The sequence below is a fragment of the Herbivorax alkaliphila genome, from assembly GCF_030848475.1.
GTDB lineage: Bacteria > Bacillota > Clostridia > Acetivibrionales > Acetivibrionaceae > Herbivorax.
This window is the reverse complement of sequence record NZ_JAVDDS010000026.1, coordinates 21,531-47,898: the sequence shown is the minus strand read 5'-3', so window position 1 is coordinate 47,898 and position 26,368 is coordinate 21,531. Positions and strand designations below refer to the sequence as shown.

At 33.0% G+C, this 26,368-nt stretch carries 23 protein-coding genes; 19 read left to right on the top strand and 4 right to left on the bottom strand.

Features of this window, described 5'->3' with window-relative positions; all coding sequences use genetic code 11:
- Positions 1-15: 15 nt before the first annotated feature.
- The 4 genes from RBH29_RS10820 to typA all read right to left on the bottom strand — a co-directional run bounded on the left by RBH29_RS10820 (position 16) and on the right by typA (position 5,021).
- Positions 16-1,236 (bottom strand): peptidase U32 family protein, encoded by a 1,221-nt coding sequence (locus tag RBH29_RS10820; protein ID WP_306696836.1) that lies wholly within the window; start codon positions 1,234-1,236, stop codon positions 16-18.
- 77 nt (positions 1,237-1,313) lie between these two features.
- The gene (locus RBH29_RS10815) at positions 1,314-1,958 is read right to left on the bottom strand and encodes an O-methyltransferase (protein WP_459076775.1); all 645 of its coding nucleotides are present in this window, start codon (positions 1,956-1,958) and stop codon (positions 1,314-1,316) included.
- A gap of 118 nt (positions 1,959-2,076) precedes the next feature.
- Positions 2,077-3,195 (bottom strand): endolytic transglycosylase MltG, encoded by a 1,119-nt coding sequence (gene mltG, locus RBH29_RS10810; RefSeq protein WP_306696834.1) that lies wholly within the window; start codon positions 3,193-3,195, stop codon positions 2,077-2,079.
- Between the two features lie 26 nt (positions 3,196-3,221).
- A complete protein-coding gene (typA, locus tag RBH29_RS10805) occupies positions 3,222-5,021 on the bottom strand; it encodes a translational GTPase TypA (protein WP_373463324.1) in 1,800 nt (599 codons plus the stop codon).
- Between the two features lie 458 nt (positions 5,022-5,479).
- Between typA and pdxS the strand changes: the two genes are divergently transcribed.
- From pdxS to infB, 19 genes are all read left to right on the top strand, one after another.
- Entirely contained in the window at positions 5,480-6,358 is an 879-nt protein-coding gene (gene pdxS / locus RBH29_RS10800) for a pyridoxal 5'-phosphate synthase lyase subunit PdxS (protein ID WP_306696832.1), read from the top strand.
- 4 nt (positions 6,359-6,362) lie between these two features.
- Positions 6,363-6,968 (top strand): pyridoxal 5'-phosphate synthase glutaminase subunit PdxT, encoded by a 606-nt coding sequence (gene pdxT, locus RBH29_RS10795; RefSeq protein ID WP_306696847.1) that lies wholly within the window; start codon positions 6,363-6,365, stop codon positions 6,966-6,968.
- 226 nt (positions 6,969-7,194) lie between these two features.
- Complete coding sequence (rpsB, locus tag RBH29_RS10790; protein ID WP_306696831.1) at positions 7,195-7,998, top strand: 30S ribosomal protein S2; 804 nt, start codon at positions 7,195-7,197, stop codon at positions 7,996-7,998.
- 141 nt (positions 7,999-8,139) lie between these two features.
- Positions 8,140-8,787 carry a translation elongation factor Ts gene (tsf, locus tag RBH29_RS10785; RefSeq protein ID WP_306696830.1) on the top strand — a complete coding sequence of 216 codons (648 nt, stop codon included), beginning with the start codon at positions 8,140-8,142 and terminating at the stop codon, positions 8,785-8,787.
- 84 nt (positions 8,788-8,871) lie between these two features.
- Positions 8,872-9,579: a UMP kinase gene (gene pyrH / locus RBH29_RS10780; protein ID WP_306696829.1), complete on the top strand. Its 708-nt coding sequence runs from the start codon at positions 8,872-8,874 to the stop codon at positions 9,577-9,579.
- Positions 9,580-9,599: 20 nt separating this feature from the next.
- Entirely contained in the window at positions 9,600-10,157 is a 558-nt protein-coding gene (frr, locus tag RBH29_RS10775; RefSeq protein ID WP_306696828.1) for a ribosome recycling factor, read from the top strand.
- 3 nt (positions 10,158-10,160) lie between these two features.
- Positions 10,161-10,361, top strand: a complete 201-nt coding sequence (locus tag RBH29_RS10770; RefSeq protein ID WP_306696827.1) for a hypothetical protein — start codon at positions 10,161-10,163, stop codon at positions 10,359-10,361.
- Between the two features lie 174 nt (positions 10,362-10,535).
- The gene (locus RBH29_RS10765; RefSeq protein WP_306696826.1) at positions 10,536-11,291 is read left to right on the top strand and encodes an isoprenyl transferase; all 756 of its coding nucleotides are present in this window, start codon (positions 10,536-10,538) and stop codon (positions 11,289-11,291) included.
- Between the two features lie 5 nt (positions 11,292-11,296).
- Positions 11,297-12,136 (top strand): phosphatidate cytidylyltransferase, encoded by an 840-nt coding sequence (locus RBH29_RS10760; RefSeq protein ID WP_306696825.1) that lies wholly within the window; start codon positions 11,297-11,299, stop codon positions 12,134-12,136.
- 41 nt (positions 12,137-12,177) lie between these two features.
- Complete coding sequence (locus RBH29_RS10755) at positions 12,178-13,341, top strand: 1-deoxy-D-xylulose-5-phosphate reductoisomerase (RefSeq protein ID WP_306696824.1); 1,164 nt, start codon at positions 12,178-12,180, stop codon at positions 13,339-13,341.
- Positions 13,342-13,362: 21 nt separating this feature from the next.
- Complete coding sequence (gene rseP, locus RBH29_RS10750) at positions 13,363-14,673, top strand: RIP metalloprotease RseP (protein WP_306696823.1); 1,311 nt, start codon at positions 13,363-13,365, stop codon at positions 14,671-14,673.
- Positions 14,674-14,745: 72 nt separating this feature from the next.
- The gene (gene ispG, locus RBH29_RS10745) at positions 14,746-15,813 is read left to right on the top strand and encodes a flavodoxin-dependent (E)-4-hydroxy-3-methylbut-2-enyl-diphosphate synthase (RefSeq protein WP_459076774.1); all 1,068 of its coding nucleotides are present in this window, start codon (positions 14,746-14,748) and stop codon (positions 15,811-15,813) included.
- Between the two features lie 272 nt (positions 15,814-16,085).
- On the top strand, positions 16,086-20,369 hold the full coding sequence (locus tag RBH29_RS10740) for a PolC-type DNA polymerase III (protein WP_306696821.1): 4,284 nt from the start codon (positions 16,086-16,088) through the stop codon (positions 20,367-20,369).
- A gap of 103 nt (positions 20,370-20,472) precedes the next feature.
- A complete protein-coding gene (locus tag RBH29_RS10735) occupies positions 20,473-20,601 on the top strand; it encodes a hypothetical protein (RefSeq protein ID WP_306696820.1) in 129 nt (42 codons plus the stop codon).
- 108 nt (positions 20,602-20,709) lie between these two features.
- The gene (gene rimP / locus RBH29_RS10730) at positions 20,710-21,174 is read left to right on the top strand and encodes a ribosome maturation factor RimP (RefSeq protein WP_306696819.1); all 465 of its coding nucleotides are present in this window, start codon (positions 20,710-20,712) and stop codon (positions 21,172-21,174) included.
- A gap of 34 nt (positions 21,175-21,208) precedes the next feature.
- Positions 21,209-22,540 carry a transcription termination factor NusA gene (nusA, locus tag RBH29_RS10725; protein ID WP_306696818.1) on the top strand — a complete coding sequence of 444 codons (1,332 nt, stop codon included), beginning with the start codon at positions 21,209-21,211 and terminating at the stop codon, positions 22,538-22,540.
- Positions 22,541-22,596: 56 nt separating this feature from the next.
- The gene (gene rnpM / locus RBH29_RS10720) at positions 22,597-22,872 is read left to right on the top strand and encodes an RNase P modulator RnpM (RefSeq protein ID WP_306696817.1); all 276 of its coding nucleotides are present in this window, start codon (positions 22,597-22,599) and stop codon (positions 22,870-22,872) included.
- On the top strand, positions 22,862-23,212 hold the full coding sequence (locus tag RBH29_RS10715) for a L7Ae/L30e/S12e/Gadd45 family ribosomal protein (RefSeq protein ID WP_306696816.1): 351 nt from the start codon (positions 22,862-22,864) through the stop codon (positions 23,210-23,212). The genes rnpM and RBH29_RS10715 overlap by 11 nt, the downstream gene beginning before the upstream one ends.
- Complete coding sequence (infB, locus tag RBH29_RS10710) at positions 23,190-26,339, top strand: translation initiation factor IF-2 (protein WP_306696815.1); 3,150 nt, start codon at positions 23,190-23,192, stop codon at positions 26,337-26,339. The genes RBH29_RS10715 and infB overlap by 23 nt, the downstream gene beginning before the upstream one ends.
- Positions 26,340-26,368: the final 29 nt, after the last annotated feature.

Sequence of the window (26,368 nt, the reverse complement as noted above, 5' to 3'; positions counted from 1 at the left end):
GGTTTTTATACTTTATTACTCTGCTTTTTTTCGAAGCATTGCGTGTTGTAAAGCTTTTTTTCTTAAAGGCATGTAAACAGTCATTTGAGGATGGGGAGCTACAGTTATTTCTTGATTGTCTATATCTTTCATAGACTCTATTGTTTGAACAAAAAAATCTCCTTCAGGATTTACAATTTCAATTTCGTCTCCTGTGTACATTCTGTTTCTCTGTTCAATTGTAGCTATTTTAGTATTTTCGTCATAATGTTTAACAACGCCTACAAACTCATATTCTCTTATGTATGAACTTGTATGGTAAATTTGATCTTTTGATGTTGTTTTATTTTTATAAAATCCTGTTGTATATTCACGGTGGCTTGCCTTTGACAACTCTTCTAACCATTTATTATTAAAAACATAATCACCTTTATAATAAGAGTCAATAGCTTGTCTATATGCTTTTACAACAGTAGCAACATAAAAGGAACTTTTCATACGTCCTTCAATTTTAAGGCTTGTAACGCCTGAATCAATGATATCAGGAAGATATTCAATCATACACAAATCTTTTGAATTAAATATAAAAGTACCTCTCTCATCTTCCATAACAGGAAGGTACTCTCCAGGTCTTTTTTCCTCCATGAGGTAATACTTCCATCTGCATGGATGGGCACAAAGTCCTCTGTTTGAATCTCTATCTGCCATGTAATTGCTAAGAAGGCATCTTCCTGAATAAGATATACACATAGCACCATGAATAAACATTTCTAATTCTAGGTCTTCAGGGAGTTTTTCTCTAATTTGTTTGATTTCCTTTAGGGAAAGTTCTCTTGCTAGGACAATTCTCTTTACACCATTTTGGTGCCAAAATTTGGCACTAACCCAATTAGTGTTATTTGCCTGTGTGCTTAGATGAATTTTCATTTCAGGTGCTATTTCCTTAACAAGAGAAAATACACCTGGATCTGAAAGTATTATTGCATCAACACCTAAGGAATTTACTTTTTCAATAAATCTAGGCATACCTTCAATATCTTCATTGTGAGGGAATATATTCATTGTAAGATATACTTTTTTTCCTCTGTCATGGGAAAATTTTATACCTTCTTTTAAATCCTCATCAGTGAAATTATCTGCAAAGGCACGAAGACCAAATTCTTTACATGCAAGGTATACGGCATCAGCACCGTATATAATAGCCATTTTAAGTTTTTCTAAGCTTCCTGCTGGAGCCAACAATTCAACTTTTTTCATATATTTTTCTCCATAAAAAACAAATTTATTTCACACCAAAAAACTTCCAACTTTTAAAAGTTGGAATAATCAAGTATTCACTTTTTATAACTTAACGCCACACCGTCACCAATGGGTATAATACTTGTTTCAAGTTGTTCATTGTTGCATATATTATCAAGGTAGTTTCTCAATCTATTTACAATGGTTCTTTTTCTTCTAACTATTAATTCATCATTGGCAATCATACCTTTATATAATACATTATCTGAGATTAACATTCCACCACTTCTTAAAAGGCGAAGACATTGTGGTAAAAATTCAGGATACTTTCCTTTTGCTGCATCTAAAAAAATCATATCATATTTTTTATCAAGCAATTTAAGTACTTCTAGTGCATCTCCATATAGTATATTTATAGTGTTTTCTAAGTTGGCTTTTTTTATTTTATCTTTAGCTCTGTTAATCATTAATTCATATCTGTCTATTGTATCGATTTTCCCGTCGGAATCTAGAACACTTGAAATCAAGATAGAGGAATATCCTATTGCTGTACCAATTTCTAAAACTTTTTTGGGTTTTAAAGTAAGAGTCATTACTTTTAAAAGTGCTGCAACTTCAGGGTGTACAATAGGGACATGATTTTTTTCTGCAAAATCCTCTAGCTCTGCTAATATTCCATCGTTTTTTTTAATTGTTTTTCTAATATAATCATTTACGTAATCAATAGAAACCATATATATTTAATCACCCTTCTAATGTTCCACTCATAATAATATGTACTATAAGGTGGAGTTAAAACCCACCTTATAGTACTAAATTTAAAGTTTTGGTATGAGGAATTCTATTTTATTAAATTCACTAATAAGTTACTTCATATTTTTCTTTGGCTGCTTCGTGCTCCTCATTAGTTCTTGAAAATTCATGACTTCCATCTCCTCTTGCTACAAAAAACATATAATCAGATTCTTCATTAGGATAAAGTGCTGCAATTATAGAGTCAATACCAGGTGAACAAATAGGTCCTGGCGGCAAACCTTCATGAAGATAAGTATTATAAGGATGTTCTATCTTTGTGTCTTCGTTTGATATTGTTTCCTTCACCTTACCCTCTTTTTCGAAAATTATATACTGTATAGTAGCACAGGACTGCAATTTATCAAAAGAAGGATCATCACTTTTTAGTCTGTTATGAAAAACACTGGACACAATTTCTTTTTCTTCTGGAACTTTTGTTTCTTTTTCTATAATTGATGCCAGCGTTATTACTTCATCAACAGTCATATCAAGTTCTTCAGTTCGTCTATAAAATTCAGGTGTAAATCTAACATTAAAATTATCAAGAAATCTTCTTATTACTGCCCTTGAACTCGAGTTTGGATCAAAGAAATAGGTATCCGGAAATAGATATCCTTCTAATGGATTTTCTCTTTCTGGAATATCTTTTAAAAACTTATAATCAAAAGTTTCTTCAGTAGCTGTTTTGATAAAATCATCTTTATCTATAAGATTATTACTTACCAGTATATCTACAGTTTCAGTGAAATTTTTACCTTCTGGTATAGTTATATTAGTACTTATAGGGTTCTGGCTAAGTACTCTCATTATTTCGTCGTATGTTAAATCTTCAGAAATTAAATGCTGTCCTGACCTGTAATTTCCTTCATGACCATTAAAAAATGAAAGATACTTAAAAATAAGTGGATATTTAATTAGTTCTTCTTCCTCAAGTATTTTAGCAATGTCATCAGTGCTAGAATTAAAAGGAATTTCAATTTCTACAGCACTTCTAGAGTCTATTTTTTCCATTACTTCACTCATAGGAAGTTTGTCCATTCCAGTTATAAAATTATAACTAATGGTTGCACTTATAATAAATATCACTAAGAAAAACAAAATATACAAAAACAAGGATAAAAAAATATTTTTGCGTTTCTTTGTTGTTTTTCTTTTTTTTGTTTTAGAAATCTCCCCATTCATGTTACTCACCACTTTATATAATATTTTTAGTTCCTATTACCATTTAAAGCCTTTTTTCTAAGCCTTATGTTTTCTGGTGTAACTTCAACTAATTCATCCTCTGCAATAAATTCTAAAGCCTGTTCTAGACTTAGCAGAGTTGGAGGTGTAAGTTTTAAAGCGTCGTCAGAGCCAGAAGCTCTTACATTTGTTACATGCTTCTTTTTACAAACATTTACTAAAATATCTTGCTGCTTTGCATTTTCACCAATTATCATGCCTTTATATACCCTAGTTCCTGGATTTATAAATAAAATGCCTCTTTCTTGAGCATTATAAAGACCATAAGTTGCAGATTCACCATCTTCCCATGCAATCATTGAACCTCTTCGTCTACTAGGTAACTCACCTTTGAAAGGCTCGAATGCATGAAACACATGATTCATTATACCATTTCCCTTTGTGTCAGTCAAAAGTTCTGATCTATAGCCTATTAGGCATCTTGCAGGAATTTTAAATTCCAATCTCATATATCCCTGCATGGCGGATACCATGTTTATCAGTTCTGATTTTCTGGTTCCCAGCTTTTCCATAACCACTCCCATGTAGTCTTCGGGAACGTCAATGGTTAAATGCTCTATAGGCTCACATTTTAAACCATCTATTTCCTTATAAACTACAGTGGGCTTAGAAATTTGGAATTCATATCCCTGTCTTCTCATAGTTTCAATTAAAATAGAAAGATGGAGCTCACCCCTTCCTGAAACTTTAAGTGAGTCAGGAGAATTTGTCTCCTCTACTCTTAAACTTACATTTGTTTCAAGCTCTTTAAAAAGCCTATCTCTAATATGGCGTGATGTTACATAAGTTCCTTCCTGACCTGCAAAGGGACTGTTGTTTACACTAAATGTCATAGATATGGTAGGTTCATCAATTTCAATAAAGGGAAGAGGGTCTATTTGGGTTATATCGCAAATTGTTTCACCTATAGTAATGTGCCCTATACCTGATATTGCAATAATATCCCCTAAGGTTGCTGAACTTGCTTCGGCTCTTTTTAAGCCTTCAAAAGTATATAGATTACTCACCTTTATATTTTCTGAAGAACCATCTCTTCTGCATAAAGCAGCAGTTTGCCCAGCTTCTATTGAACCTCTTTCAATTCTTCCCACAGCAATTCTACCAACATATTCATCATAATCTATGCTGGAAACTAAAAACTGAAGGGGTTTGTCCATAAAACCTGTTGGTTCTGGAACAGTATCTATTATAGCTTCAAATAACGGCTTTAAATTTAAAGCATCGTCCTTTAAGTCTAAAGTTGCATATCCTTCCTTAGATGAGGCATATATAACTGGAAACTCAAGCTGTTCGTCATTAGCACCAAGCTCAATAAATAATTCCAAAACTTCATCTAGTACTGCATCAGGTCTTGCTTCAGGTCGGTCAATTTTGTTTATTACCACTATTGGTTTTAAATTAAGCTGTAATGCTTTTTTTAAGACAAATCTTGTTTGAGGCATTGTACCTTCAAAAGAATCAACTAAAAGCAGTACGCCATCAACCATTTTTAAGACACGCTCAACCTCACCACCAAAATCTGCATGGCCAGGGGTGTCCACTATATTTATTTTAACCCCGTTGTAAGTAATAGCAGTGTTTTTAGAAAGGATTGTAATTCCTCTTTCTCTTTCAAGATCATTAGAATCCATAATTCTATCGCTAACCTGTTGGTTTTCTCTAAATATTCCGCTTTGTTTTAAAAGTCCATCTACTAATGTTGTCTTTCCATGATCTACATGAGCAATAATTGCTATGTTTCTTAAATTCTCTCTTGTTTGCTTCACTAAAAAACTCCTTCTAGTAATTTGCATCACAAAGTATATATTTTGTATTATATTTCAGGATGAGATAGAAGTGATGCAAATATACTTTATAAAATAATCTTTATCTTCTCCTGAAATTTTCACATTAATAATTTTAAGTTATCACAATAACAGTTGTCAACAAAAAGCTTTATAAAAGGTGTATATTTCATTCACTTAAATAATATGTACCTTGGAGATTTTATACTATTTAAAGTTTATAAGCAAATTAAAGTTTATAAACAAAATCTTAGCATGTACGAAGTTGGATTCTTATGTTTCTGGTTGTAGGATTAGAAAATTTTAAAGTGAGCAATACTAACTATAAAAAAATATTATTTTTATGAATTTTTATTGACTTTAGTATAAATTTGTGTGAAAATGCCTAAAAGATTAATACAATAATTATTAGTGTATCGATACAGATGGAGGGATTTTTTATGACTGAAAGACTTGAATTAAACAAAAATTTAGCACAAATGCTAAAAGGTGGAGTGATAATGGATGTTACCACTCCAGAAGAAGCAGAAATAGCTCAAAAAGCAGGAGCTGTTGCAGTAATGGCATTAGAGAGGGTACCGGCTGATATAAGAAAACAGGGCGGTGTTGCTAGAATGTCCGACCCTAAAATGATAAATGGTATAAAGAAGGCCGTATCTATACCTGTTATGGCAAAAGCTAGAATAGGACACATTGTTGAAGCACAGGTTTTAGAGGCTTTAGGTATTGATTATATCGATGAAAGTGAAGTGCTGACACCTGCAGATGAAATGTACCATATAGATAAAGATAAATTTAAAATACCTTTTGTTTGCGGAGCTAAAAATTTAGGAGAAGCACTTAGAAGAATTGGCGAAGGTGCATCAATGATAAGGACAAAAGGGGAAGCGGGAACTGGCAATATTGTTGAGGCAGTAAGGCATATGAGGACAATTATGTCTGAGATTAGAAAGCTTACAAATCTTCCAAAAGAAGAATTAATGACTTTTGCAAAAGAAATTGCAGCTCCGTATGAGTTAGTTGTTAAAGTTGCAGAAGATGGAAAATTGCCTGTGGTAAATTTTGCTGCTGGAGGTGTAGCAACGCCATCTGATGCTGCATTAATGATGCAATTAGGAAGTGAAGGTGTTTTTGTAGGTTCAGGAATATTTAAGTCTTCAAATCCAGAAAAAACTGCAAAGGCAATTGTAAAGGCAACCAGCTCTTATGACAAACCAGAAATAATTGCAGAAGTGTCAGAAGATCTTGGAGAGCCAATGCATGGAATTGAAATTTCTCAAATAGAAAATGAGAATGTTTTGTCAAATAGAGGGTGGTAATATTATTAAAGTAGGAATATTATCTTTTCAGGGGTCTGTAAAAGAGCATGTAAACTCAATAAAAAGGCTGGGCGATGTAAAGCCAGTAGAGGTAAGAACTGTAGATGAGTTAAATAGCGTTGATGGACTTATATTGCCAGGTGGAGAAAGCACTACATTAGGCAATCTCTTAAATGTTTTTAATATGACAGCCCCTGTAAGAGAAAAAATAAAGTCAGGTATGCCTGTTTGGGGGACATGTGCAGGAATGATTCTTCTGGCAAAAGAGATACTAGAAGAAGAAAATACTCACCTGTCTGTTATGGATATAAAAGTAAGGAGAAATGCATATGGAAGTCAGTTGGATAGTTTTTTAACTAAGGGACATATAAGTAAAGTATCTAAAAATGAACTTCCATTGGTTTTTATAAGGGCTCCATGGATTGAAGAGGTTTTAGCAGGCGTGGATGTATTGTACCAGTTAGATAATAAAATTGTTGCAGCAAAGCAAAACAATATGCTTGTTACTTCTTTTCATCCTGAATTGACTGAAAATTTAGAATTTCATAGATTTTTTGTAGATATGATAAAAGAATTTAGGGAAAAAAAGCGTTTAAAAACATGTGTATGAGCATATACATAAAATCATGAAAAAAATGTAGTATTAATACAGATATCAATAGAGTATTTAGAAAATTTTTTCTCTAAATAGTATATTGAGCATTGATAAAAGTAAGACTATGTGATATACTACTTAACGGAAAATACACACGGAATTTGATTTATGGGAAAGTGCCGTAAGGTTTTTCATAAAGATGAGAGTTCCGGCGGTATAAACTAATCGGAGGTGTTTTAATATGGGCGTTATATCAATGAAACAGTTGTTAGAAGCAGGGGTTCACTTTGGACATCAAACTAGAAGATGGAATCCTAAAATGGCGGAGTATATTTTCACAGAAAGAAATGGTATCTATATAATAGATCTTCAAAAAACTGTGAAAAAAATTGAAGAAGCTTATTACTTTATCAGAGAGGTTGCAATGAATGGACAGGGCATTCTCTTTGTAGGTACAAAAAAGCAGGCACAGGATTCAATAAAGGACGAGGCATTAAAGGCAGAACAGTTTTTTGTTAATGCCAGATGGCTAGGAGGAATGTTGACAAACTTCAAGACTATTCGTAAGAGAATAGATAGACTAAAAGAATTAACTCAAATGGAAGAGGAAGGCGTTTTTGAAGTTTTGCCTAAAAAAGAAGTAATAAAGCTTAAAAATGAGATGGCTAAGCTTGAGAAGTATCTAGGTGGAATAAAGAATATGAAAGGTCTGCCGGGTGCATTGTTTGTAGTAGATCCAAGAAAAGAAAGAAATGCTATCTTAGAAGCAAGAAAGATAGGAATACCTATTGTTGCAATTGTTGATACAAATTGTGATCCTGATGAAATTGATTATGTTATTCCAGGAAATGATGATGCTATAAGGGCTGTAAAATTAATTGCAGCGAAGATGGCGGATGCAGTGATAGAAGGAAGACAGGGCGAGCAAATGAATGAAGACCAAGAAGAACAACAGAAAGTACAAGAACAACAGAAAGTACAAGAAAAAAAGGAAGAAAAGAAAGAAGAAAAAGAAGAAAAGAAAGAAAAAGCTGTTGAAGCTTAAATTTTTGTATTATAATTTGTATTCCTTTTAAGAAGTTGCTTAAGCGGCCTTTTAAAAGGGGTACTGTTATTAACAATGTTTTGTTAATTAATAAATTTGAATAATATTTAAACAAATTAAATAAAGTTTGGAGGAGTAGGAATGGTTACTGCTGGTATGGTTAAAGAACTTCGTGAAAAAACTGGAGCAGGTATGATGGACTGCAAGAAGGCTCTTTCTGAGGCTGAAGGTAATATAGAAAAGGCCAGTGAATTATTAAGAGAAAAAGGTCTTGCAGCAGCTGCTAAAAAAGCAGGAAGAGTTGCGGCAGAAGGGTTAGTTGACTCTTATATACATGGTGACGGAAGAATAGGTGTTTTAGTTGAGGTTAACATTGAAACTGATTTTGCAGCTAAAAATGAAGAGTTTAAGGCATTTGTAAAAGAGATAGCTATGCAAATTGCAGCAAACAAGCCTGAATACATAAAGAGAGAAGAGGTTCCGGCTGAGGCAATTGAAAAAGAAAAAGAAATTTTAAAAGCACAGGCTCTTAATGAAGGTAAACCAGAAAAAATAGTTGAAAAGATGGTTGAAGGAAGAATAGGAAAATATTACAAAGAAATATGTCTTTTAGAACAACCATGGATTAAGGATCCAGATAAGACTATACAAGATCTTTTAAACGAAAAAATTGCTACTATAGGTGAGAACATAAATATTAGAAGATTTGCAAGATTTGAAAGAGGAGAAGGTATAGAAAAGAAGGAAGAGGATTTTGAAGAAGAAGTTATGAAACAGATTAAGGGCTAATTATTATGGAGTTTATGGGAGCATATAGTTTATATTATATGTTCCTTTTTTAGAAATAATGAAAAGAATGGGTGAAATTTTCAAATGCAGAAAATTAAATATAAAAGAATTATTTTAAAAATTAGTGGTGAGGCTTTAGCAGGTGACGAAAAACAGGGAATAAATACTGATACGATAAATGAAGTTTCAAGTAGAATTAAAGAGGTGTACGAAACTGGAGTAGAGATTGCAATTGTTGTAGGTGGGGGAAATTTTTGGAGAGGTAGAAGTGGAATAGGAATGGACAGAACAACTGCCGATCATATGGGTATGCTTGCAACTGTTATAAATGCTTTAGGTCTGCAGGATGCATTGGAGACAAGAGGAGTTCCAACTAGGGTTCAGACTGCAATAGAAATGAGGCAGATAGCAGAACCGTATATAAGAAGAAAATCGGTAAGGCATTTAGAGAAAAAGAGAATTGTGATTTTTGCCTGTGGCACAGGAAACCCATATTTTTCAACAGATACTACAGCAGCACTTAGAGCGGCAGAAATAGATGCTGAAGTTATTTTACTGGCAAAGAAAGTTGATGGTGTGTATGATAGTGATCCAAAAACCAATCCAGAAGCAAAAAAGTTTGAACGGCTTTCATATCTTGATGTGCTAAATAAAGGACTTGGTGTAATGGATTCAACAGCAGCTTCTCTTTGCAAAGATAATGACATTCCTATTATAGTTTTTGGTTTGGACAATCCTGAAAATATTATAAAAGTAGTTTCAGGTGAAAGTATTGGGACAATAATAATATAATATAAGGAGAGGTGTCTAGTATGTCTAAAGAGGAATACAAAAACATAAAAGAGAAAATGAATAAAACGTTAAGTGTTTTAAGGGAAGAACTTAATGGTATTAGAGCCGGCAGAGCCAATCCAGCAATTTTAGAAAAGATAACTATAGATTATTATGGTGTTCCTACACCAATTAATCAGCTGGCGAATATATCTACTCCTGAGGCGAGAGTTATAGTGATTCAACCTTGGGAAGGAAAGTTGTTAAAAGATATTGAAAAAGAAATCCAAAAAGCTGATATTGGGATTAATCCAAATAACGATGGAAAGGTAATCAGATTGATTTTCCCTCCTTTAACTGAAGACAGAAGAAAAGAACTTACAAAAGTTTCGAAAAAGTATGGAGAAGAGGGTAAGGTTGCCATTAGAGCCATAAGAAGAGAAGCTATTGAAAAAATGAAAGCCATGGAGAAAAAGTCAGAAATCACTGAAGATGATTTAAAAATTGCAGAAAAAGATATTCAGGATTTAACCAACAATTATGTTGCAGATATTGATTCCATAATTAAGAAAAAAGAAGAGGAAATACTTGAGGTATAAAGCATGATTAATAAGGTTTTAGCATTGACTTTTAAAGAGGCAAAAGAAATAATCGAAAAGGAAGGCAGATGTTTGCATTCTGTAAAAGTTACCTCACCACCTAAACACTTATCAAATGAGTATGATGATTATTACAGAGTAATAAATGCAAAGGAATTGAATAAATTAGATATTGAACTTATTGTTTGTAAACCCCTCTTTTAAAAGAGGGGTTTATATTAGCTTTACAATATTATTAGGTTTTGTTAAAATGTATTTTGTTACTATTACAATTTCTTTCTAAAATTTTTGTTAGAAGTCTTAAAGCGAAGTGAAAGACTTAATATTGAAGGGGCTAAATGCCCAGAGATTTTATTATGGCATGTTTTGGAGGTTAAAATGAGTTTTTTTAGTAGATTTTTTAAAAAGAATAGATATAATACCGAGTTGAATTTAGACAAATTACCTGTTCATATTGCCATAATAATGGACGGAAATGGGAGATGGGCAAAAAAAAGACGTCTTCCAAGAACAATGGGACATAGAGAAGGAGCCAAAACACTAAAGGCTATTTCCACTTTTTGTAGTGATATAGGCATAAAGTATCTCACGGTATATGCTTTTTCTACTGAAAATTGGAAAAGACCAAAATCAGAAGTAAGTTCACTTATGTCTTTATTGCTTGATTATTTAAAAAATGCAGAGACGCATATAGGTGGAAAAAATGTACGAATACAAACAATTGGTGATACAAGTGCAATGAGCACAGAAATTCAAAAAGAGATTGAAAGAGTAACAAACAAAACACGTAAAAATGACGGATTAATTTTAAATATAGCATTAAATTATGGTGGCAGAGATGAAATAGTAAATGGTGTAAAGGAGATAGTTAAAAACGTAGACATGGGAAAAATATCCATAGCTGATATTGATGAAAACATTATATCTAAGAGCCTTTACACAGGTAGAATGCCAGATCCTGATATACTTATCAGGCCTGGTGATGAAAGCAGGTTGAGTAATTTTTTATTGTGGCAGATTGCATATACTGAGATTTGGTATACAGATGTCTTATGGCCTGATTTTAAAAAAGACCACATTGTTGAGGCGATATTAGATTATCAAAACAGAAATAGACGATATGGAGGACTATAATTTTTATGAAAACTAGAATAGCAAGTGGTGTTGTTGGATTAGTTTTGCTTGCATTGGTACTGTGGGCTGGAAACGTTGTGTTGAGTTTAGCTGTTTCTTTAATTTGCCTTATTGCATTAAATGAATTTTATAAATCTGTTTCAAATGCAGGATATAGACCGGTTAGATCGTTAGGTTATTTATCTGCCCTTTTGCTGGTTTTTTTAGGATTTGAATATTCTTTTGAAAGTATAAAAGAGATTTTAAATAAGATGATGTCAATGCAGTTTTTAGCGTTATTTATTTTTTTAGGCGTTATGTTCTTGTTTTCTTTTATTATATTTTTAAATGATAAATATAACATTATAGATATATCCCTATCCTTTTTTAGTTTATTTTATATAACTTTCTTATTTTCATTTATAATTTTGACAAGAAATATTGAAATGGGAAGTTATTTAGTATGGTTTATTTTCATAGGTGCATGGGCTACAGATACTTTTGCGTATTTTTCAGGTAGATTATTTGGAAAAAGAAAGCTTATTTTATCTATAAGTCCTAAAAAAACTGTAGAAGGAGCAATTGGTGGAGTATTTGGATGTATGCTTATAACTATTGTTTACGGATTGTATCTTTTAAATGCTAATGTGCTAGATAAAGTACCGTTGTATTATTTTGCAGGTTTAGGTCTTTTATGTGGAGTTATATCTCAGCTTGGAGATTTAGCGGCATCTTCTGTAAAGAGGTATGTCAATGTAAAGGACTATGGAGATATAATGCCGGGACATGGAGGAGCATTAGATAGATTTGACAGCATATTGTTTTGTGCACCGGTAGTATATTTTTATATAAGTTTTTTATTTTAAAAAATATATTTATTTTGTTTTTTTAAAAAAGGAGATTGGTAATGATTAATAGTATTTCTGTTTTAGGTTCTACAGGCTCTATAGGAGTTCAAACGTTGGATGTAGCAAGAAATTTAAATATCAAAGTTGAGGCTTTGTCTGGGAATACAAATATAGATTTACTTGAGACTCAGGCGAGAGAATTTAAGCCAAAGATGGTGGCGGTAAAAGATATAAAGCGGGCAAATGTTTTAAGAGAACGGCTTTTAGATTGTGATATTGAAGTGACAAGTGGTATGGATGGATTAAAAAAGGCAGCTTCATTAGAATGTACTGAAATGGTTGTAGTTTCCATTGTTGGAATAGCCGGACTTATTCCAACAATAGAAGCAATAGAAAAAGGAAAAAACGTTGCTCTTGCAAACAAAGAAACACTTGTAACAGCAGGTTCTATTGTGATGACAAAGGCATCTGAAATGGGAGTGAATATTTTACCTATAGATAGTGAACACTCTGCTATTTTTCAGTGTCTAATGGGGAATGATATAAAAGATGTTTCAAAAATAATTTTAACTGCGTCAGGAGGACCTTTTAGAAATAAGGGAAAAGACGAGCTTAAAAAGGTGTCAGTAAAAGAAGCATTAAAACATCCTAACTGGAATATGGGAAGTAAAATAACAATAGATTCAGCAACCTTGATGAATAAGGGGTTAGAAGTAATTGAAGCAAAGTGGCTGTTTGGACTACCAGATGATAGAATAGAAGTTTTAGTTCACCCTCAAAGCATTATTCACTCTATGGTTGAGTACAAGGACGGTTCTGTAATGGCACAGTTAGGTTCACCGGATATGAGAGTGCCTATACAGTTTGCACTTACATATCCAGATAGAAAGCTTAATGATTTTCCTAAACTTAATCTTTTAAAACATAAAAGCTTAACCTTTGAATTACCAGATAAGCAAAATTTCCCCTGTCTAAAGCTTGCTTATGAATCTATAAAAACAGGTGGAACTATGCCGGTTGTATTGAACGCAGCTAATGAAGAAGTTGTAGGTTTATTTATAAATGGTGGATTAAAGTTTACACAAATACCAGAGATTATTGAAAAGGTTATGCAAAGACATACAGTTAACTATGAGCCTCATTTAGAAGATATAGTTGAAGTTGATTTGTGGTCAAGAAAAGTTGCGAAAAAAATTTATGAAGACGTCACTGTTGTGGTATAATAAAACAAGGAGGTAATTTTTATGAGATTGTTAATGGTTATTTTAGCTTTTAATGTTATTATTATGATTCATGAACTTGGTCATTTTATGGTTGCAAAGCTGTCAGATATAAAAGTTGAAGAGTTTTCCCTTTTTGTAGGGCCTAAAATATTTAGCTTTAAAAAAGGAGAAACCACATATTCTTTAAGGACAATTCCCCTACTGGCCTATGTAAAGATGGAAGGTGAAGACGAGGAGTCAGACAGTGAGAGGGCTTTTCACAAAAAATCTGTTCCTGTAAGAGCTGCGGTTATTGCTGCTGGTCCTTTTGCAAATATTATTTCAGCGTTTATTATTATTATGTTGTTATACAGTGTGGCAGGATATGGAACAACTTTTGTCGGTGAGGTTGAAGAGGATTCACCGGCATATGAAGCGGGTATAAGAGAAGGTGACAAGATTGTCGGTTATAATAATAGAAGGGTGTTTCAACAAATTGAATTTATAAATTTTTTATATGCATCACAAGGTGAGCCTACTGAAGTGGAAGTTATAAGAGAGACTGTGAGAGATGGTGAAATAGAAGAAGAAAGAAAAAATATACCAATTACTCCTCGGATAATTCCAGCTGAACAATTTTTAATAGGATTTGAAGGATTAGATGATGAAAATTCCAATGTTGTAGGGACGCTAACTGAAGATAAGCCAGGAATTGAAGCTGGACTTTTAGAGGGGGATAGAATAATTAAAATAAATGATACAGAAGTTTCTAATCTTGACGAAATCAGATCATTTATGAGTCAAAATGGAGAAAATCCTATAATACTTACAGTTGAGAGAGAAGGAGAGTCGGAAACTGTAGAAATAGGTCTTATTCCTGAAAAAGTAATTGATAATGAACACTATTATGTTGGAATGGCTTTTGAAAAAGAAGAAGATGGCAATTTTTTTGATGTAGTAAAGCATTCAGCAATTTTTACATTTTCAAACGCACGTATGGTTCCTATTTCCCTTGGATGGTTGGTTACAGGTCAGATTTCCTTTGGCAATATGGCAGGACCGGTAGGAATTGGATCTGTTATGAATGAAGCTGTTCAAGATGTTTCTATAAATGACGCTATATTAAGACTTTTAGAATTAACTGCTTTAATAAGTGTTGCTATAGGGGCTACAAACTTAATACCTTTTCCAGCACTTGACGGAAGTAAATTAGTAATGCTGGGAATTGAAGCAATTAGAAGAAAGCCTGTTCCGATAGAAAAAGAAGCAATAGTTATGACTGTAGGTTTCTTTCTCCTTATTGGTCTGGCAATAATTATAACAACAAATGATATTATTAATATAGTAAATTAAACCAAAACGACCACGCTATATTGTTAAGACAGAACAACAAATTATATTATAAATATATTAAGGGGCTAAATGATGATATTAGGTGGATGTACAGAAAGAAAACAGACTAAAAAAATCAGAGTGGGAAATGTATATATTGGGGGAGATTCACCAGTTACAGTGCAGTCTATGACCAATACAGACACTAGGGATATCAATTCCACAATAGCTCAGATAAAAGAACTAGAAGAAGAAGGATGCAGCATTGTAAGACTTGCAGTTTTAGACAGTGAGGCTTCTGAGGCTTTAGGTGTGATAAAAAAATCTGTGAAGGTTCCACTTGTTGCAGATATACACTTTGATTATCGCCTTGCCATATCTGCTATGGAAAATGGTGCGGATAAAATTAGATTAAACCCTGGAAACATAGGTGACAGAGAAAGAGTAAGCAAAGTTGTCAAAGTGGCAAAAGAAAGAGAAATACCTATTCGAATAGGTGTAAATTCAGGATCTTTAGAAAAAGAAATAATAAATAAATATGGTGGTGCTACTTCAGAAGCTATGGTAGAAAGTGCTTTAAATCACGCTAAAATATTGGAAGAAGAAAACTTTTTTGATATAGCATTATCTTTAAAGGCATCAAGTGTACCAATGACAATAGCTGCCTATAGATTAATGTCTCAGAACTCAGATTACCCTTTGCATTTAGGAGTTACTGAGGCAGGAACTTTAAATGGAGGAACTATCAAATCGTCTATTGGTATTGGATGTCTTTTAGCAGAAGGAATAGGAGATACCATCAGAGTATCTTTGACAGGAGAGCCTAAAAATGAAGTAAGGGTTGGAAATTTAATACTAAAATCTTTAGCACTTAAAGAGGGGGGTATAGATTTTGTATCATGCCCCACTTGTGGAAGATGCAGAATAAATCTTATTGATATTGCAAATAGAGTTGAAAAGAGACTTTTTAATGTGAATAAAAATATTAAAGTAGCAATAATGGGGTGTGAAGTAAATGGTCCAGGTGAAGCAAAGGAAGCAGATATTGGCATTGCAGGTGGAAAAAATGAAGCTGTTTTATTTAAAAAGGGAGAAATAGTGAGGAAAATACCTCAGGAAAAAATAGTGGATCAATTAGTTGAAGAAGTACACAAAATCTAAAAAAACAATATTTTAAACTCTTTGCCTTAGTATAATATGTAACTTCTATAAGGAGAAGCATTTCTTGCGGGCACATGTTATTTATTGAATGAAAATTAAATATATACACCCTTATCTTAGGGAACATGTTATTTATTTGAATGAAAATATGGAAGAAACATTGTTCTTCACATTAAATATATGCACCCTTATCTTATTAATTTCTTTTATGTTTTTAATATTTATGCTAGAATAGTTTTAGTTATATTTAAGTAAAAAGGGGAGAGAAACAAATGCAAAAACTCAAAGAATTGTTCCCTGAGGTATACAATGATGAGAAAATACATAGTTCTTTTAATGATGTTCAAATACAAAAAATAAATGTATATAAAAAATCTAGAAAGCTGGAAATTTTTATTTTGTCAGATAAATTTATAGCTTTTGCTGATATTGATAGATTAGAAAAGACTTTAAAGAATTGTTTTTCACTTGATCAGGTTTATGTCAAACCTGTATTTAATTTAGACCTTGATTTAGAAGAAATTTTTGCTTCCTACTGGGATGGTATTTTATATTTTTTAAGTAAAGATGTAGCTATGTGCAGGGGAATGCTTAATGGTTGCAAATGGGGATTAAAGGATAAAATTTTAATAATTCATCTTAAGACAAGAGCAACTGAGATACTTAAATATAGAAAATGTGATAAAACCTTAGAAAAAATAGTAAAAGAATTATTTAATATAGATGTTAAAGTTCAGTTTGAGGACGTTAAAATGGATGACACTAAAAAGGAAGAATACATGGAGCATAAGGTAAGGGAAGAAAATAAGGTTGTAAACTTTGCTGTTTCTGAAAAGCCATTTGATGCTGTTAAAGACAATTCAAAAGCTAAAAAGGTGAACATTACAAAAAGCTCTGGGGATGTAATTTTAGGAAAAATGTTTAATGAAAGTGAAGTTCCTATGTCGGAGGTGACCCAGGATTCAGGTCGTGTTGTTATAGCTGGTGAGGTTTTTAGAACTGAAGAGAGAGAATTAAAAAGCGGAAAAATCCTTTATATATTTGATATAACCGATTATACAGCATCTCTTACTGTTAAACTTTTTTTAAACAAGGACAAGTTTTCTGATATAAAGGAGTCAATAAAAGAAGGGGTATGTTTAAAGGTGCGAGGAGAAGCACAATATGACAAGTTTTCCAGAGAAGTTACTGTGCTTTCTTCAAATGTTTTAAAGGCAGATAAAGAAGTAAAATTTGATGATGCAAAAGAGAAAAGGGTTGAACTGCACCTTCATACTCAGATGAGTTCCTTAGATGCAGTAACCTCAGCTGAAGACCTTATAAAAAGAGCAGCCAAGTGGGGACACAAAGCTGTGGCTATTACTGATCATGGAGTGGTTCAGGCATATCCAGATGCATGTGCTGCTGGAAAGAAAAACAATATAAAAATACTATATGGTGTAGAAGCTTACTTGCTAGATGATAAGATACCTGTAACATATAATTCAAAGGGGCAGTCTTTAGGTGGAGAGTTTGTTGCCTTTGATGTAGAAACAACTGGACTTAATGCTGATACTGAAAAAATTACAGAAATAGGTGCTGTGAAGATAAGTGATGGTAGAATAATTGATGAATATAGTACTTTTGTAAATCCAGGTATACCTATACCTGAAAAAATTGTTAATTTAACTGGAATAACAGATGAAATGGTAAAAGATGCACCTTCTATTGACAAGGTTCTTCCTAAATTTTTAGAATTTATAAAAGATGCTGTAGTTGTAGCTCATAATGCTTCTTTTGATATGAGTTTTATAATAAAAAGTTGTAGAGTGCTGGATTATAATTTAGATTGCTCTGTAATAGATACATTAGAGTTGTCAAGGCAAATGTTCCCAAAATTAAAAAAGCACAGATTAAATGTTGTAGCCAAACATTTAAAAATATCACTTGAAAATCACCATAGAGCTTTAGATGATGCAGTTGCGTGTGGAAAAATTTTTATAAAGTGTATCGAACTATTAAAAGAAAAGGGTGTAGAAAAAATAGATGACATTCAAAATGCCTTTGGGGACAGTGTAAATTATAAAAAGGCAAATGCATATCATGCAATAATATTTGCTAAGAATTATACAGGTCTTAAAAATCTATATAAAGTTTTGTCAAAATCGCATCTAGAGTATTTTTATAAAAAACCCCGTGTGCCTAAAAAACTTTTCATGGAATACAGAGAAGGGCTAATATTAGGAAGTGCATGTGAGGCAGGAGAACTATATAAAGCTATATTAGAAAAGAAAAGTGAAGAAGATATCAAAAAAATTGCAAAGTTTTATGATTATTTAGAAATTCAACCTTTAGGAAACAATCAATTTCTTATAGATAAAGGCATGGTAGAAAGTCAGGAAGATCTTAAAGATATAAATAAAAAAATTGTTGAACTTGGAAATAGGTACAAAAAGCCTGTAGCTGCTACTTGCGATGTTCACTTTATGGATTCTAAAGATGAAGTGTTCAGAAGAATTCTTATGGCAGGACAGGGCTTTTCTGATGCAGATAATCAGGCACCTCTATATTTTAGAACAACATATGAAATGCTTGATGAATTTAGATATTTAGGAGAAGAAAAGGCTCGTGAAGTGGTTATTGAGAACACAAACAAAATAGCTGATATGTGTGAAGAAATACTTCCTATACCAGAAGGAACATTTCCACCTAAAATAGAAGGGGCAGAGCAAGAGATGAGAACTCTTTCAGAAGGAAAAGCAAAGGAGATTTATGGTGAAAATCTTCCAAAGATAGTAAAGGATCGTATGGAAAGCGAATTGAATTCAATTATAAAAAACGGTTTTTCTGTAATGTATATTATTTCTCAAAAACTGGTGACAAAATCGCTGTCAGATGGATACCTTGTTGGTTCAAGAGGGTCGGTTGGTTCATCTTTTGTTGCATATTTAACAGAAATTACTGAAGTTAATTCACTTCCGCCACATTATGTTTGCGAAGTCTGTAAGTATTCTGAATTTATTGAAGATGGCAGTTTTGGATGTGGATTTGACCTTCCTGACAAAGAATGCCCAAATTGCAAAAAACCTTTGAAAAAAGACGGGTATGACATTCCTTTTGAAACTTTTTTAGGATTTGATGGAGATAAGGAGCCTGATATTGACCTAAACTTTTCAGGAGAATATCAGCCTCAGGCACATAAATATACAGAGGAACTTTTTGGTGAAGGACATGTTTATAGAGCAGGTACAATAGGAACTATTGCAGAAAAAACGGCATTTGGGTTTGTTAAAAACTATTTAGATGATAGAGAAATTGTGACTACAAATGCAGAGATAAACAGGCTTGTTAAAGGATGTAGCGGAGTTAAGAGGACAACAGGACAACATCCAGGCGGAGTTATGATTGTACCACAGGATAATGATATATTTGAGTTTTGTCCTATTCAAAGACCGGCAGATGACACTTCATCAAGCATTATAACAACCCATTTTGATTATCACTCGATAAGTGGATGTCTTTTAAAGCTTGATATACTTGGACATGATGATCCTACAGTTATAAAAATGCTGGAGGACTTAACTGGAGTAGATGCTACAACTATAACAATTGGTGAAAAACATACAATGGGTATTTTTAGCGGTACAGAGCCTTTGGGTATTAAACCTGAAGATATTAACAGTCAGGTAGGGACTTTTGCAATTCCTGAGTTTGGAACCAGATTTGTAAGACAAATGCTGGTAGATACTAAGCCAACTACTTTTGCAGAGCTTATAAGAATATCAGGATTATCTCATGGAACAGATGTATGGCTAAATAATGCTCAGGAGCTTATTAGGGATAACATTACTACCTTACCTAATGTTATAAGTACAAGAGATGATATAATGCTTTACCTTTTGCAGGCAGAATTACCTCCTAAAATGTCTTTTAAAATAATGGAAGATGTAAGAAAGGGAAAGGGATTAAAAGAAGAGTATGAAAAAGAAATGAAGGAAAAAAAGGTACCTGCGTGGTATATAAATTCCTGTAAAAAAATAAAATATATGTTCCCTAAAGCCCATGCAGCTGCTTATGTAATGATGGCTTTTAGGATTGCTTGGTTTAAGGTGAATTATCCTGAAGCATTTTATGTAACTTATTTTACAGTCAGAGCAGATGACTTTGATGCTGAACTTATGTGTAATGGGCAAAATAGAGTACAAAACAAAATTAAAGAGTTAGAGCAAAGAGGAAATACACTTACTCAAAAAGAAAAAAATGTTTTGACAATTTCAGAAGTTGCAAATGAAATGTATGCAAGGGGTATAAAGTTTCTTCCTATTGACTTATACCAATCTGATGCAACAAAATTTCAAATATCCGCCAATGGCATAAGACCTCCTTTAAATGCTCTTCAAGGTCTTGGCAATGCAGCTGCACAAAATATTGTTGAAGCAAGAAAAGATGGCGACTTTATCTCTATTGATGACTTGCGTATAAAATCTAAAATAAGCAAGTCAGTTATAGAAATACTTCAAAATAATGGCTGTCTAAAGGATTTGCCTGAAAGTAATCAGATAAGTTTATTTTGTTAACAAGAGGAAAATTTGTCTTTTTAAAAATAAATATAATAAAATTATTGATAAATACAAATAATAATGGTATAATACATTTGGACTAAAGCAAATAGTAGCATAAATGCAAAGAGTGGGGAAAACCCACTCTTTCGTATTATTATTGGAAGCCTTAAAAGTTGATAATGTACTTGACAGGTTTGAGGCAGGGGTTTCTAGGCTTTTAGTTGAAATGGAATTATATAAAGTGTAACAGAAAATAAGTTAGTAAAAAGTTGTAGAAACCTATAAGATAAAGGGCATGTTGCCCTTAAGCTTTTATGTGTAAAAATTAATTTTATTTTCCTTAGTGGAGGTAGATATGTCTAAAAAGAAAATAGAAGAAATTGTGACTAATTTGGCAGAACCTATAGTAGAAAAGTATCTATATGACCTAGTAGATGTTGAGTTTATAAAAGAGGGATCAAGCTGGTACTTGAGAATCTACATAGATAAATCAGGAGGAATAACCATTGATGATTGTAAAGTTGTTAGTGAAGAAATAAGCGATTTGCTTGACAGGGAAGATCCAATTCCTCAAAGCTATTTTCTTGAAGTTTCTTCACCAGGGCTTGAAAGACCCCTTAAAAAGGAATCTGATTTTAAGAAGTTTAAAGGTGAGTTGGTTGAAGTAAAGTTGTTTGGCTCAATCAATGGCAAAAAGGTATTTGTAGGGGAACTAATTGGTTTAATAGATAATAAAATAGTTATAAATCAAGAGAACGGAGAAAGAATTGAATTTGAAAAAGAAAAAGTTTCACTTGTAAGACGATCTATAAGATTTTAAGTTGCGATATGAAATTAAACAAGGAGGTTCTAAAATGAGTGCGGATTTGATTCATGCATTGGAACAGTTAGGCAAAGAAAAAGGAATTAATAAAGAAATATTGATAGAGGCTATAGAGGCCGCTCTTATATCTGCGTATAAAAGAAATTTTGGTTCTTCTCAGAATGTAAGAGTTTCAATTGAGCATGAAAGCGGAGAGTTTAAAGTATATGCATTAAAAAAGGTAACTGATGACCCACATGATGATCATTCAGAGATATCAATTGAGAATGCAAAAAAAATAAATGCTGAGTTGGAAGAAGATGATATTGTAGAAATAGAAGTTACTCCAAAGAAATTTGGAAGAATAGCAGCACAAACAGCAAAGCAGGTTGTAGTTCAACGTATAAGGGAAGCTGAAAGAGGAATTATTTTTGATGAGTTTTCCAACAAGGAAGAAGAAATAGTTACAGGAATTGTACAGCGAACTGAGAGAAAAAATGTAATTATTGATCTTGGAAAAGCAGAAGCAATACTAGCACCTACAGAACAGGTGCCTGGTGAACAGTATAGGTTTAATGACAGAATAAAAACCTATATAACGGAAGTTAAAAAGACCACCAAGGGGCCCCAAATTATGGTTTCCAGAACACATCCAGGACTTGTAAAAAGGTTGTTTGAGTTGGAGGTGCCTGAAATTCATGAAGGTATAGTTGAACTAAAAAGTGTTTCAAGAGAACCAAGCTCTAGGACAAAAATTGCGGTGTATTCAAGAGAGGACAATGTTGATCCTGTTGGAGCATGTGTGGGGCAAAAGGGAACGAGGGTTCAAGCTATTGTTGATGAGCTTCGTGGAGAAAAAATAGATATAATAACTTGGAGCAGTGATCCAAAAGAGTATATTTCAAGTAGTCTTAGTCCAGCTAAAGTGGTTAGAGTGGAAGTAAATGAAGAGGAAAAAAGTGCAAAAGTGACAGTGCCAGATTTCCAATTATCCCTAGCAATAGGAAAAGAAGGTCAAAATGCAAGGCTTGCTGCTAAATTAACTGGATGGAAGATTGATATAAAAAGTGAATCACAACTTAGAGCACATATTGAACAGCAGTTCTTTAATTTTGACGATAATTATGTGTATGATGAAGATATGGAAGAGGATGGTGCAGAAGATAATATTGATAAAGATTCAGAAGAAAGCCACCAAGAATATAATGAAGAACAATATGAAGTGGACAATTTAGATGAGAATTTTGAAGAAAATGATGTAGAAAGTGATTCAGAAAGCAATGTTGATGAAGAGATGGAAGAAGGATATGTGGAAGAAGATGATGGGGAAGATTTAGAAGATAACACAGAAGAGGATATTGTTCCAAAACCTGAAGAGGTTTAAGTTTTTTGCTGTTTTATCTATGAAAATGAACAAGTTGGTTTAGGGAAGTGATATTTGTGAAGAAAAAAAAGATTCCCATGAGGATGTGTTTGGGTTGTCAGGAGATGAAACCTAAAAGGGATTTGATTAGGATAGTGAAAAACAAAGAAAATGAAATATCCATTGATTTTGTTGGCAAGAAGCCTGGTAGAGGAGCGTATGTCTGTAAAAAAATTGAGTGCTTTGATAAAGCCAGAAAGGCTAGTAGATTTGAAAAGGCATTTGAAACTTCTATTGATGGTGAAATATATGAAGCATTAAAAAAAGAATTGGAGGCGGATAATGGCAAATAGGGTATACTCTTTTCTGGGGATGGCTAAGAAGGCCAATAAATTGACTTCAGGCGATGAAACATGTGAAAAACTTTTAAAAGCTGGAAAAGTAAAGTTGATTGTTGTTGCAAGGGATGCTTCATTTAATACTAAAAAGAAGTATAATGATGCATGTCTTCACAAGAGTGTAGACATGAGAATATTTGGAGCTAAGGAATTATTGGGAAAATTTATCGGAAAAGGAATAAATTCAGTAGTGGCTATACTGGATAAGGGATTTTCCAATAATCTAATTAGAATGATAGATGATGAGAATAATGCTTGCGGGGGTGAAGATATTGACAAAAAAAAGAGTTTATGAGCTTGCAAAGGAGTTGAATACCACTAGCAAAAGACTAATAGAAAAATTATCGGAAATAGACATAGTTGTCAAAAATCATATGAGTCTTCTAGAGGGTAAAGAACTGGATTCCCTATACGATTACATTGGAGTTATACGACATGATAAAGAAAAGGATGTTTCTGACGACAGGAAAAAGTCTATTCCTCTAGCTAATAATGAGGCTATGAAAAAAGATTCAAAAAAAGCACCTAGGATAATTAGAAAGACAGAGATTAACCTAGACACTGAAGATAAAAAGGATACGTCCGTTGATGGGAAATCTAATAATTATAAAAATCAAAAAAGAGCTGGAAAAGGTGGTAATAAGAAGAGAAAAAATGAATATGTAAAAGTGGCTACATCCACATCTGGCTTAAGACCAGGATTGGTGAGAGAAACAAAGCCGGATTTAAAAAAGAATACTGCAAACAAACCTTCTGACAAAAAGAAAGAAAAGTCACAATTGTCAGAGAATAAGATGGTTGAAAAAAGTCAAGAAAAAAATAGTCAAAATCGAGATGATTTGTCAAACGAAAGGAAGAATGAAGCTATTAAAACAAAATATAAAGAAAATCAACCTGCTAATTTTAAAAAAGATTCCAACCAATTTAAGCAGGATGATGATAAAAAACTAAATAATGTAAAATCGGTTGAGGATTCTAAAGGAAAAAAGCAGTTTAAAGATGAAAAAAAGGAAAAGAGCAACGAAGTAAAAAAAGAAAATGTATCAGATAAAAAGTTCGATAAAGGTAAAAAAGATAATAATAAATCTGGAAAACCTCAAGAAACTTCTAGTAAACAGACAAATAACAGACATACAAACAACAAACAAACAACTGATAAACAGACAAATGATAAGCAGGCACGTTATGGACAAAAAAATAATAGACAAAATGAGAATAGAAAAACAGATTTCAAAAATAGGGATTCAGCTAAAAACAATGTATCTCGTTCACATGGTACAAAGGGTGGAAATAGACAGGAAAGTAAAGGGATAAATCAAAAAGACAAAAATGTTAACAGGTCAGCAAAAAAGCCTTTAGAAATACCAAAGGCTGAGTTAACGCCTATGCAAAAAGAAGAGTTAAATAATCAACAGCGTTCAGAAAGACGGGACTTTAAAGGTAATAAGGATGTAAAAAAAGATAATAAACCAAAGAAACCTTTTAACTCTTCAAAAAATAAAAACAAACCAAATAAAAATATTTTTGGAGCAAAAAAAGAAGTAAAAGAAATTTTGTCTGATGACAGGGCTTTAGATGAATTTTATAGTGATGGCAAGAAAAAGCCAAAGAAGATGAACAAAAATAAAAAAGAAGTTAAAAAAGAAAAGTATATTCCACCTAAAGCTGTTCTTACATCTGTAAAGCTGCCGGAAACAATGACGGTTAAAGAATTTGCAGAGTCTATTAAAAAAGCATCTGCAGAGATAATTAAGCGTTTAATGAATTTAGGTGTAATGGCAACAGTAAATCAGGAAATAGATTTTGATACTGCATCAATAATAGCAGATGAGTACGGTATTAAGGCTGAAAAACAAATTGTTGTTAATGAAGAGGATATTCTTTTTGATGATTCTGAAGATGAGAATGAAGAAGGACTAGAATCAAGACCCCCTGTTGTTGTTGTAATGGGGCATGTTGACCACGGAAAAACATCACTTTTAGATGCAATAAAAGAAACAAATATTATTGACAGTGAGGCTGGTGGAATTACTCAGCATATTGGTGCATATATGGTTAATGCTAATAATAGAGATATAACGTTTCTTGATACTCCTGGACATGAAGCATTTACAGCTATGAGAGCAAGAGGAGCTCAGGTAACTGATGTAGCTATACTTGTAGTTGCAGCAGATGACGGTGTTATGCCTCAGACAATAGAAGCAATTAACCATGCAAAAGCTGCAAATGTTACAATAATTGTTGCAATTAATAAAATGGATAAACCTGGAGCTAACCCTGACAGAGTTAAACAGGAGTTAACAGAACATGGTCTCATCTCAGAGGAATGGGGTGGAGAAACTATTTGTGTCGAGGTTTCAGCTAAAAACAGAAAAAATATAGACAACTTGCTAGAAATGGTACTTTTAGCGTCAGATATACTTGAACTAAAAGCAAATCCAAACAGGCAGGCAAAGGGAACTGTTGTAGAGGCAAAGCTTGACAGAGACAGAGGACCTATAGCTACTATGTTGGTTCAAAGAGGAACGTTAAATCATGGAGACTCCATTGTTACTGGAGCATTAGTTGGTAGGATAAGGGCAATGGCAAATGATAAAGGTCAAAAAATTACAAAAGCTGGTCCCTCAACACCTGTTGAGATACTCGGACTTCCAGAAGTTCCTAAAGCTGGAGAAATATTCTATGCCATAACTGATGAAAAAGTTGCAAAACAACTTGTAGAAAAGAGAAAGCAAAAGCAAAGAGAACAACACTTAAATTCTACTGCTAGAGTTTCACTTGATGATTTATTTAATCAAATTCAAGCAGGTGAAGTAAAAGAATTGAATATAATTGTAAAGGCAGATGTTCAAGGATCCGTTGAAGCTGTTAAACAATCATTAGAAAAACTTACCGATGAAGAAGTGAGAGTTAGGATAGTCCATGGAGGAGTAGGTGCAGTTACAGAGTCGGATGTTACTCTTGCTCAGGTGTCAAATGCAATTATAATTGGTTTTAATGTGAGAACTGCTGGAAATGTTACAGAAATTGCAAAAGATGCAGGAGTTGATTTAAGGTTATACACAATTATTTACAATGCAATTGAAGATATTCAGGCAGCTATGAAAGGATTACTTGATCCAACTTATAGGGAAGTTGTTACTGGTCATGTTGAAATAAGACAGACATTCAAGGTCTCAGGTATTGGTACTATTGGCGGTGCATATGTAACAGATGGGAAAATTGTTAGAAATTCTAGTATTAGACTTGTGAGAGACGGCATTGTTGTTCATGAAGGAAAACTTGCTTCTCTTAAAAGGTTTAAAGACGATGTAAAAGAAGTTGCACAGGGCTATGAATGTGGATTATCCCTTGAAAGGTATAACGATATTAAAGAAGGCGATGTTATTGAAGTTTACGTTATGGAAGAGGTAGAAAAATAACGAGTAACAACTATTTTTTAGGAGTGTTT

Coding starts and splice junctions, on each gene's coding strand:
- RBH29_RS10760 (WP_306696825.1), top strand. CDS start 11,297: ATGAAAACTAGAATAGCAAGTGGTGTTGTTGGATTAGTTTTGCTTGCA.
- ispG (WP_459076774.1), top strand. CDS start 14,746: ATGATATTAGGTGGATGTACAGAAAGAAAACAGACTAAAAAAATCAGA.
- RBH29_RS10755 (WP_306696824.1), top strand. CDS start 12,178: ATGATTAATAGTATTTCTGTTTTAGGTTCTACAGGCTCTATAGGAGTT.
- frr (WP_306696828.1), top strand. CDS start 9,600: ATGTCTAAAGAGGAATACAAAAACATAAAAGAGAAAATGAATAAAACG.
- RBH29_RS10770 (WP_306696827.1), top strand. CDS start 10,161: ATGATTAATAAGGTTTTAGCATTGACTTTTAAAGAGGCAAAAGAAATA.
- RBH29_RS10765 (WP_306696826.1), top strand. CDS start 10,536: ATGAGTTTTTTTAGTAGATTTTTTAAAAAGAATAGATATAATACCGAG.
- pyrH (WP_306696829.1), top strand. CDS start 8,872: ATGCAGAAAATTAAATATAAAAGAATTATTTTAAAAATTAGTGGTGAG.
- RBH29_RS10820 (WP_306696836.1), bottom strand. CDS start 1,236: ATGAAAAAAGTTGAATTGTTGGCTCCAGCAGGAAGCTTAGAAAAACTT.
- RBH29_RS10715 (WP_306696816.1), top strand. CDS start 22,862: ATGGCAAATAGGGTATACTCTTTTCTGGGGATGGCTAAGAAGGCCAAT.
- pdxS (WP_306696832.1), top strand. CDS start 5,480: ATGACTGAAAGACTTGAATTAAACAAAAATTTAGCACAAATGCTAAAA.
- rimP (WP_306696819.1), top strand. CDS start 20,710: ATGTCTAAAAAGAAAATAGAAGAAATTGTGACTAATTTGGCAGAACCT.
- tsf (WP_306696830.1), top strand. CDS start 8,140: ATGGTTACTGCTGGTATGGTTAAAGAACTTCGTGAAAAAACTGGAGCA.
- rseP (WP_306696823.1), top strand. CDS start 13,363: ATGAGATTGTTAATGGTTATTTTAGCTTTTAATGTTATTATTATGATT.
- RBH29_RS10740 (WP_306696821.1), top strand. CDS start 16,086: ATGCAAAAACTCAAAGAATTGTTCCCTGAGGTATACAATGATGAGAAA.
- mltG (WP_306696834.1), bottom strand. CDS start 3,195: ATGAATGGGGAGATTTCTAAAACAAAAAAAAGAAAAACAACAAAGAAA.
- nusA (WP_306696818.1), top strand. CDS start 21,209: ATGAGTGCGGATTTGATTCATGCATTGGAACAGTTAGGCAAAGAAAAA.
- RBH29_RS10735 (WP_306696820.1), top strand. CDS start 20,473: ATGCAAAGAGTGGGGAAAACCCACTCTTTCGTATTATTATTGGAAGCC.
- rpsB (WP_306696831.1), top strand. CDS start 7,195: ATGGGCGTTATATCAATGAAACAGTTGTTAGAAGCAGGGGTTCACTTT.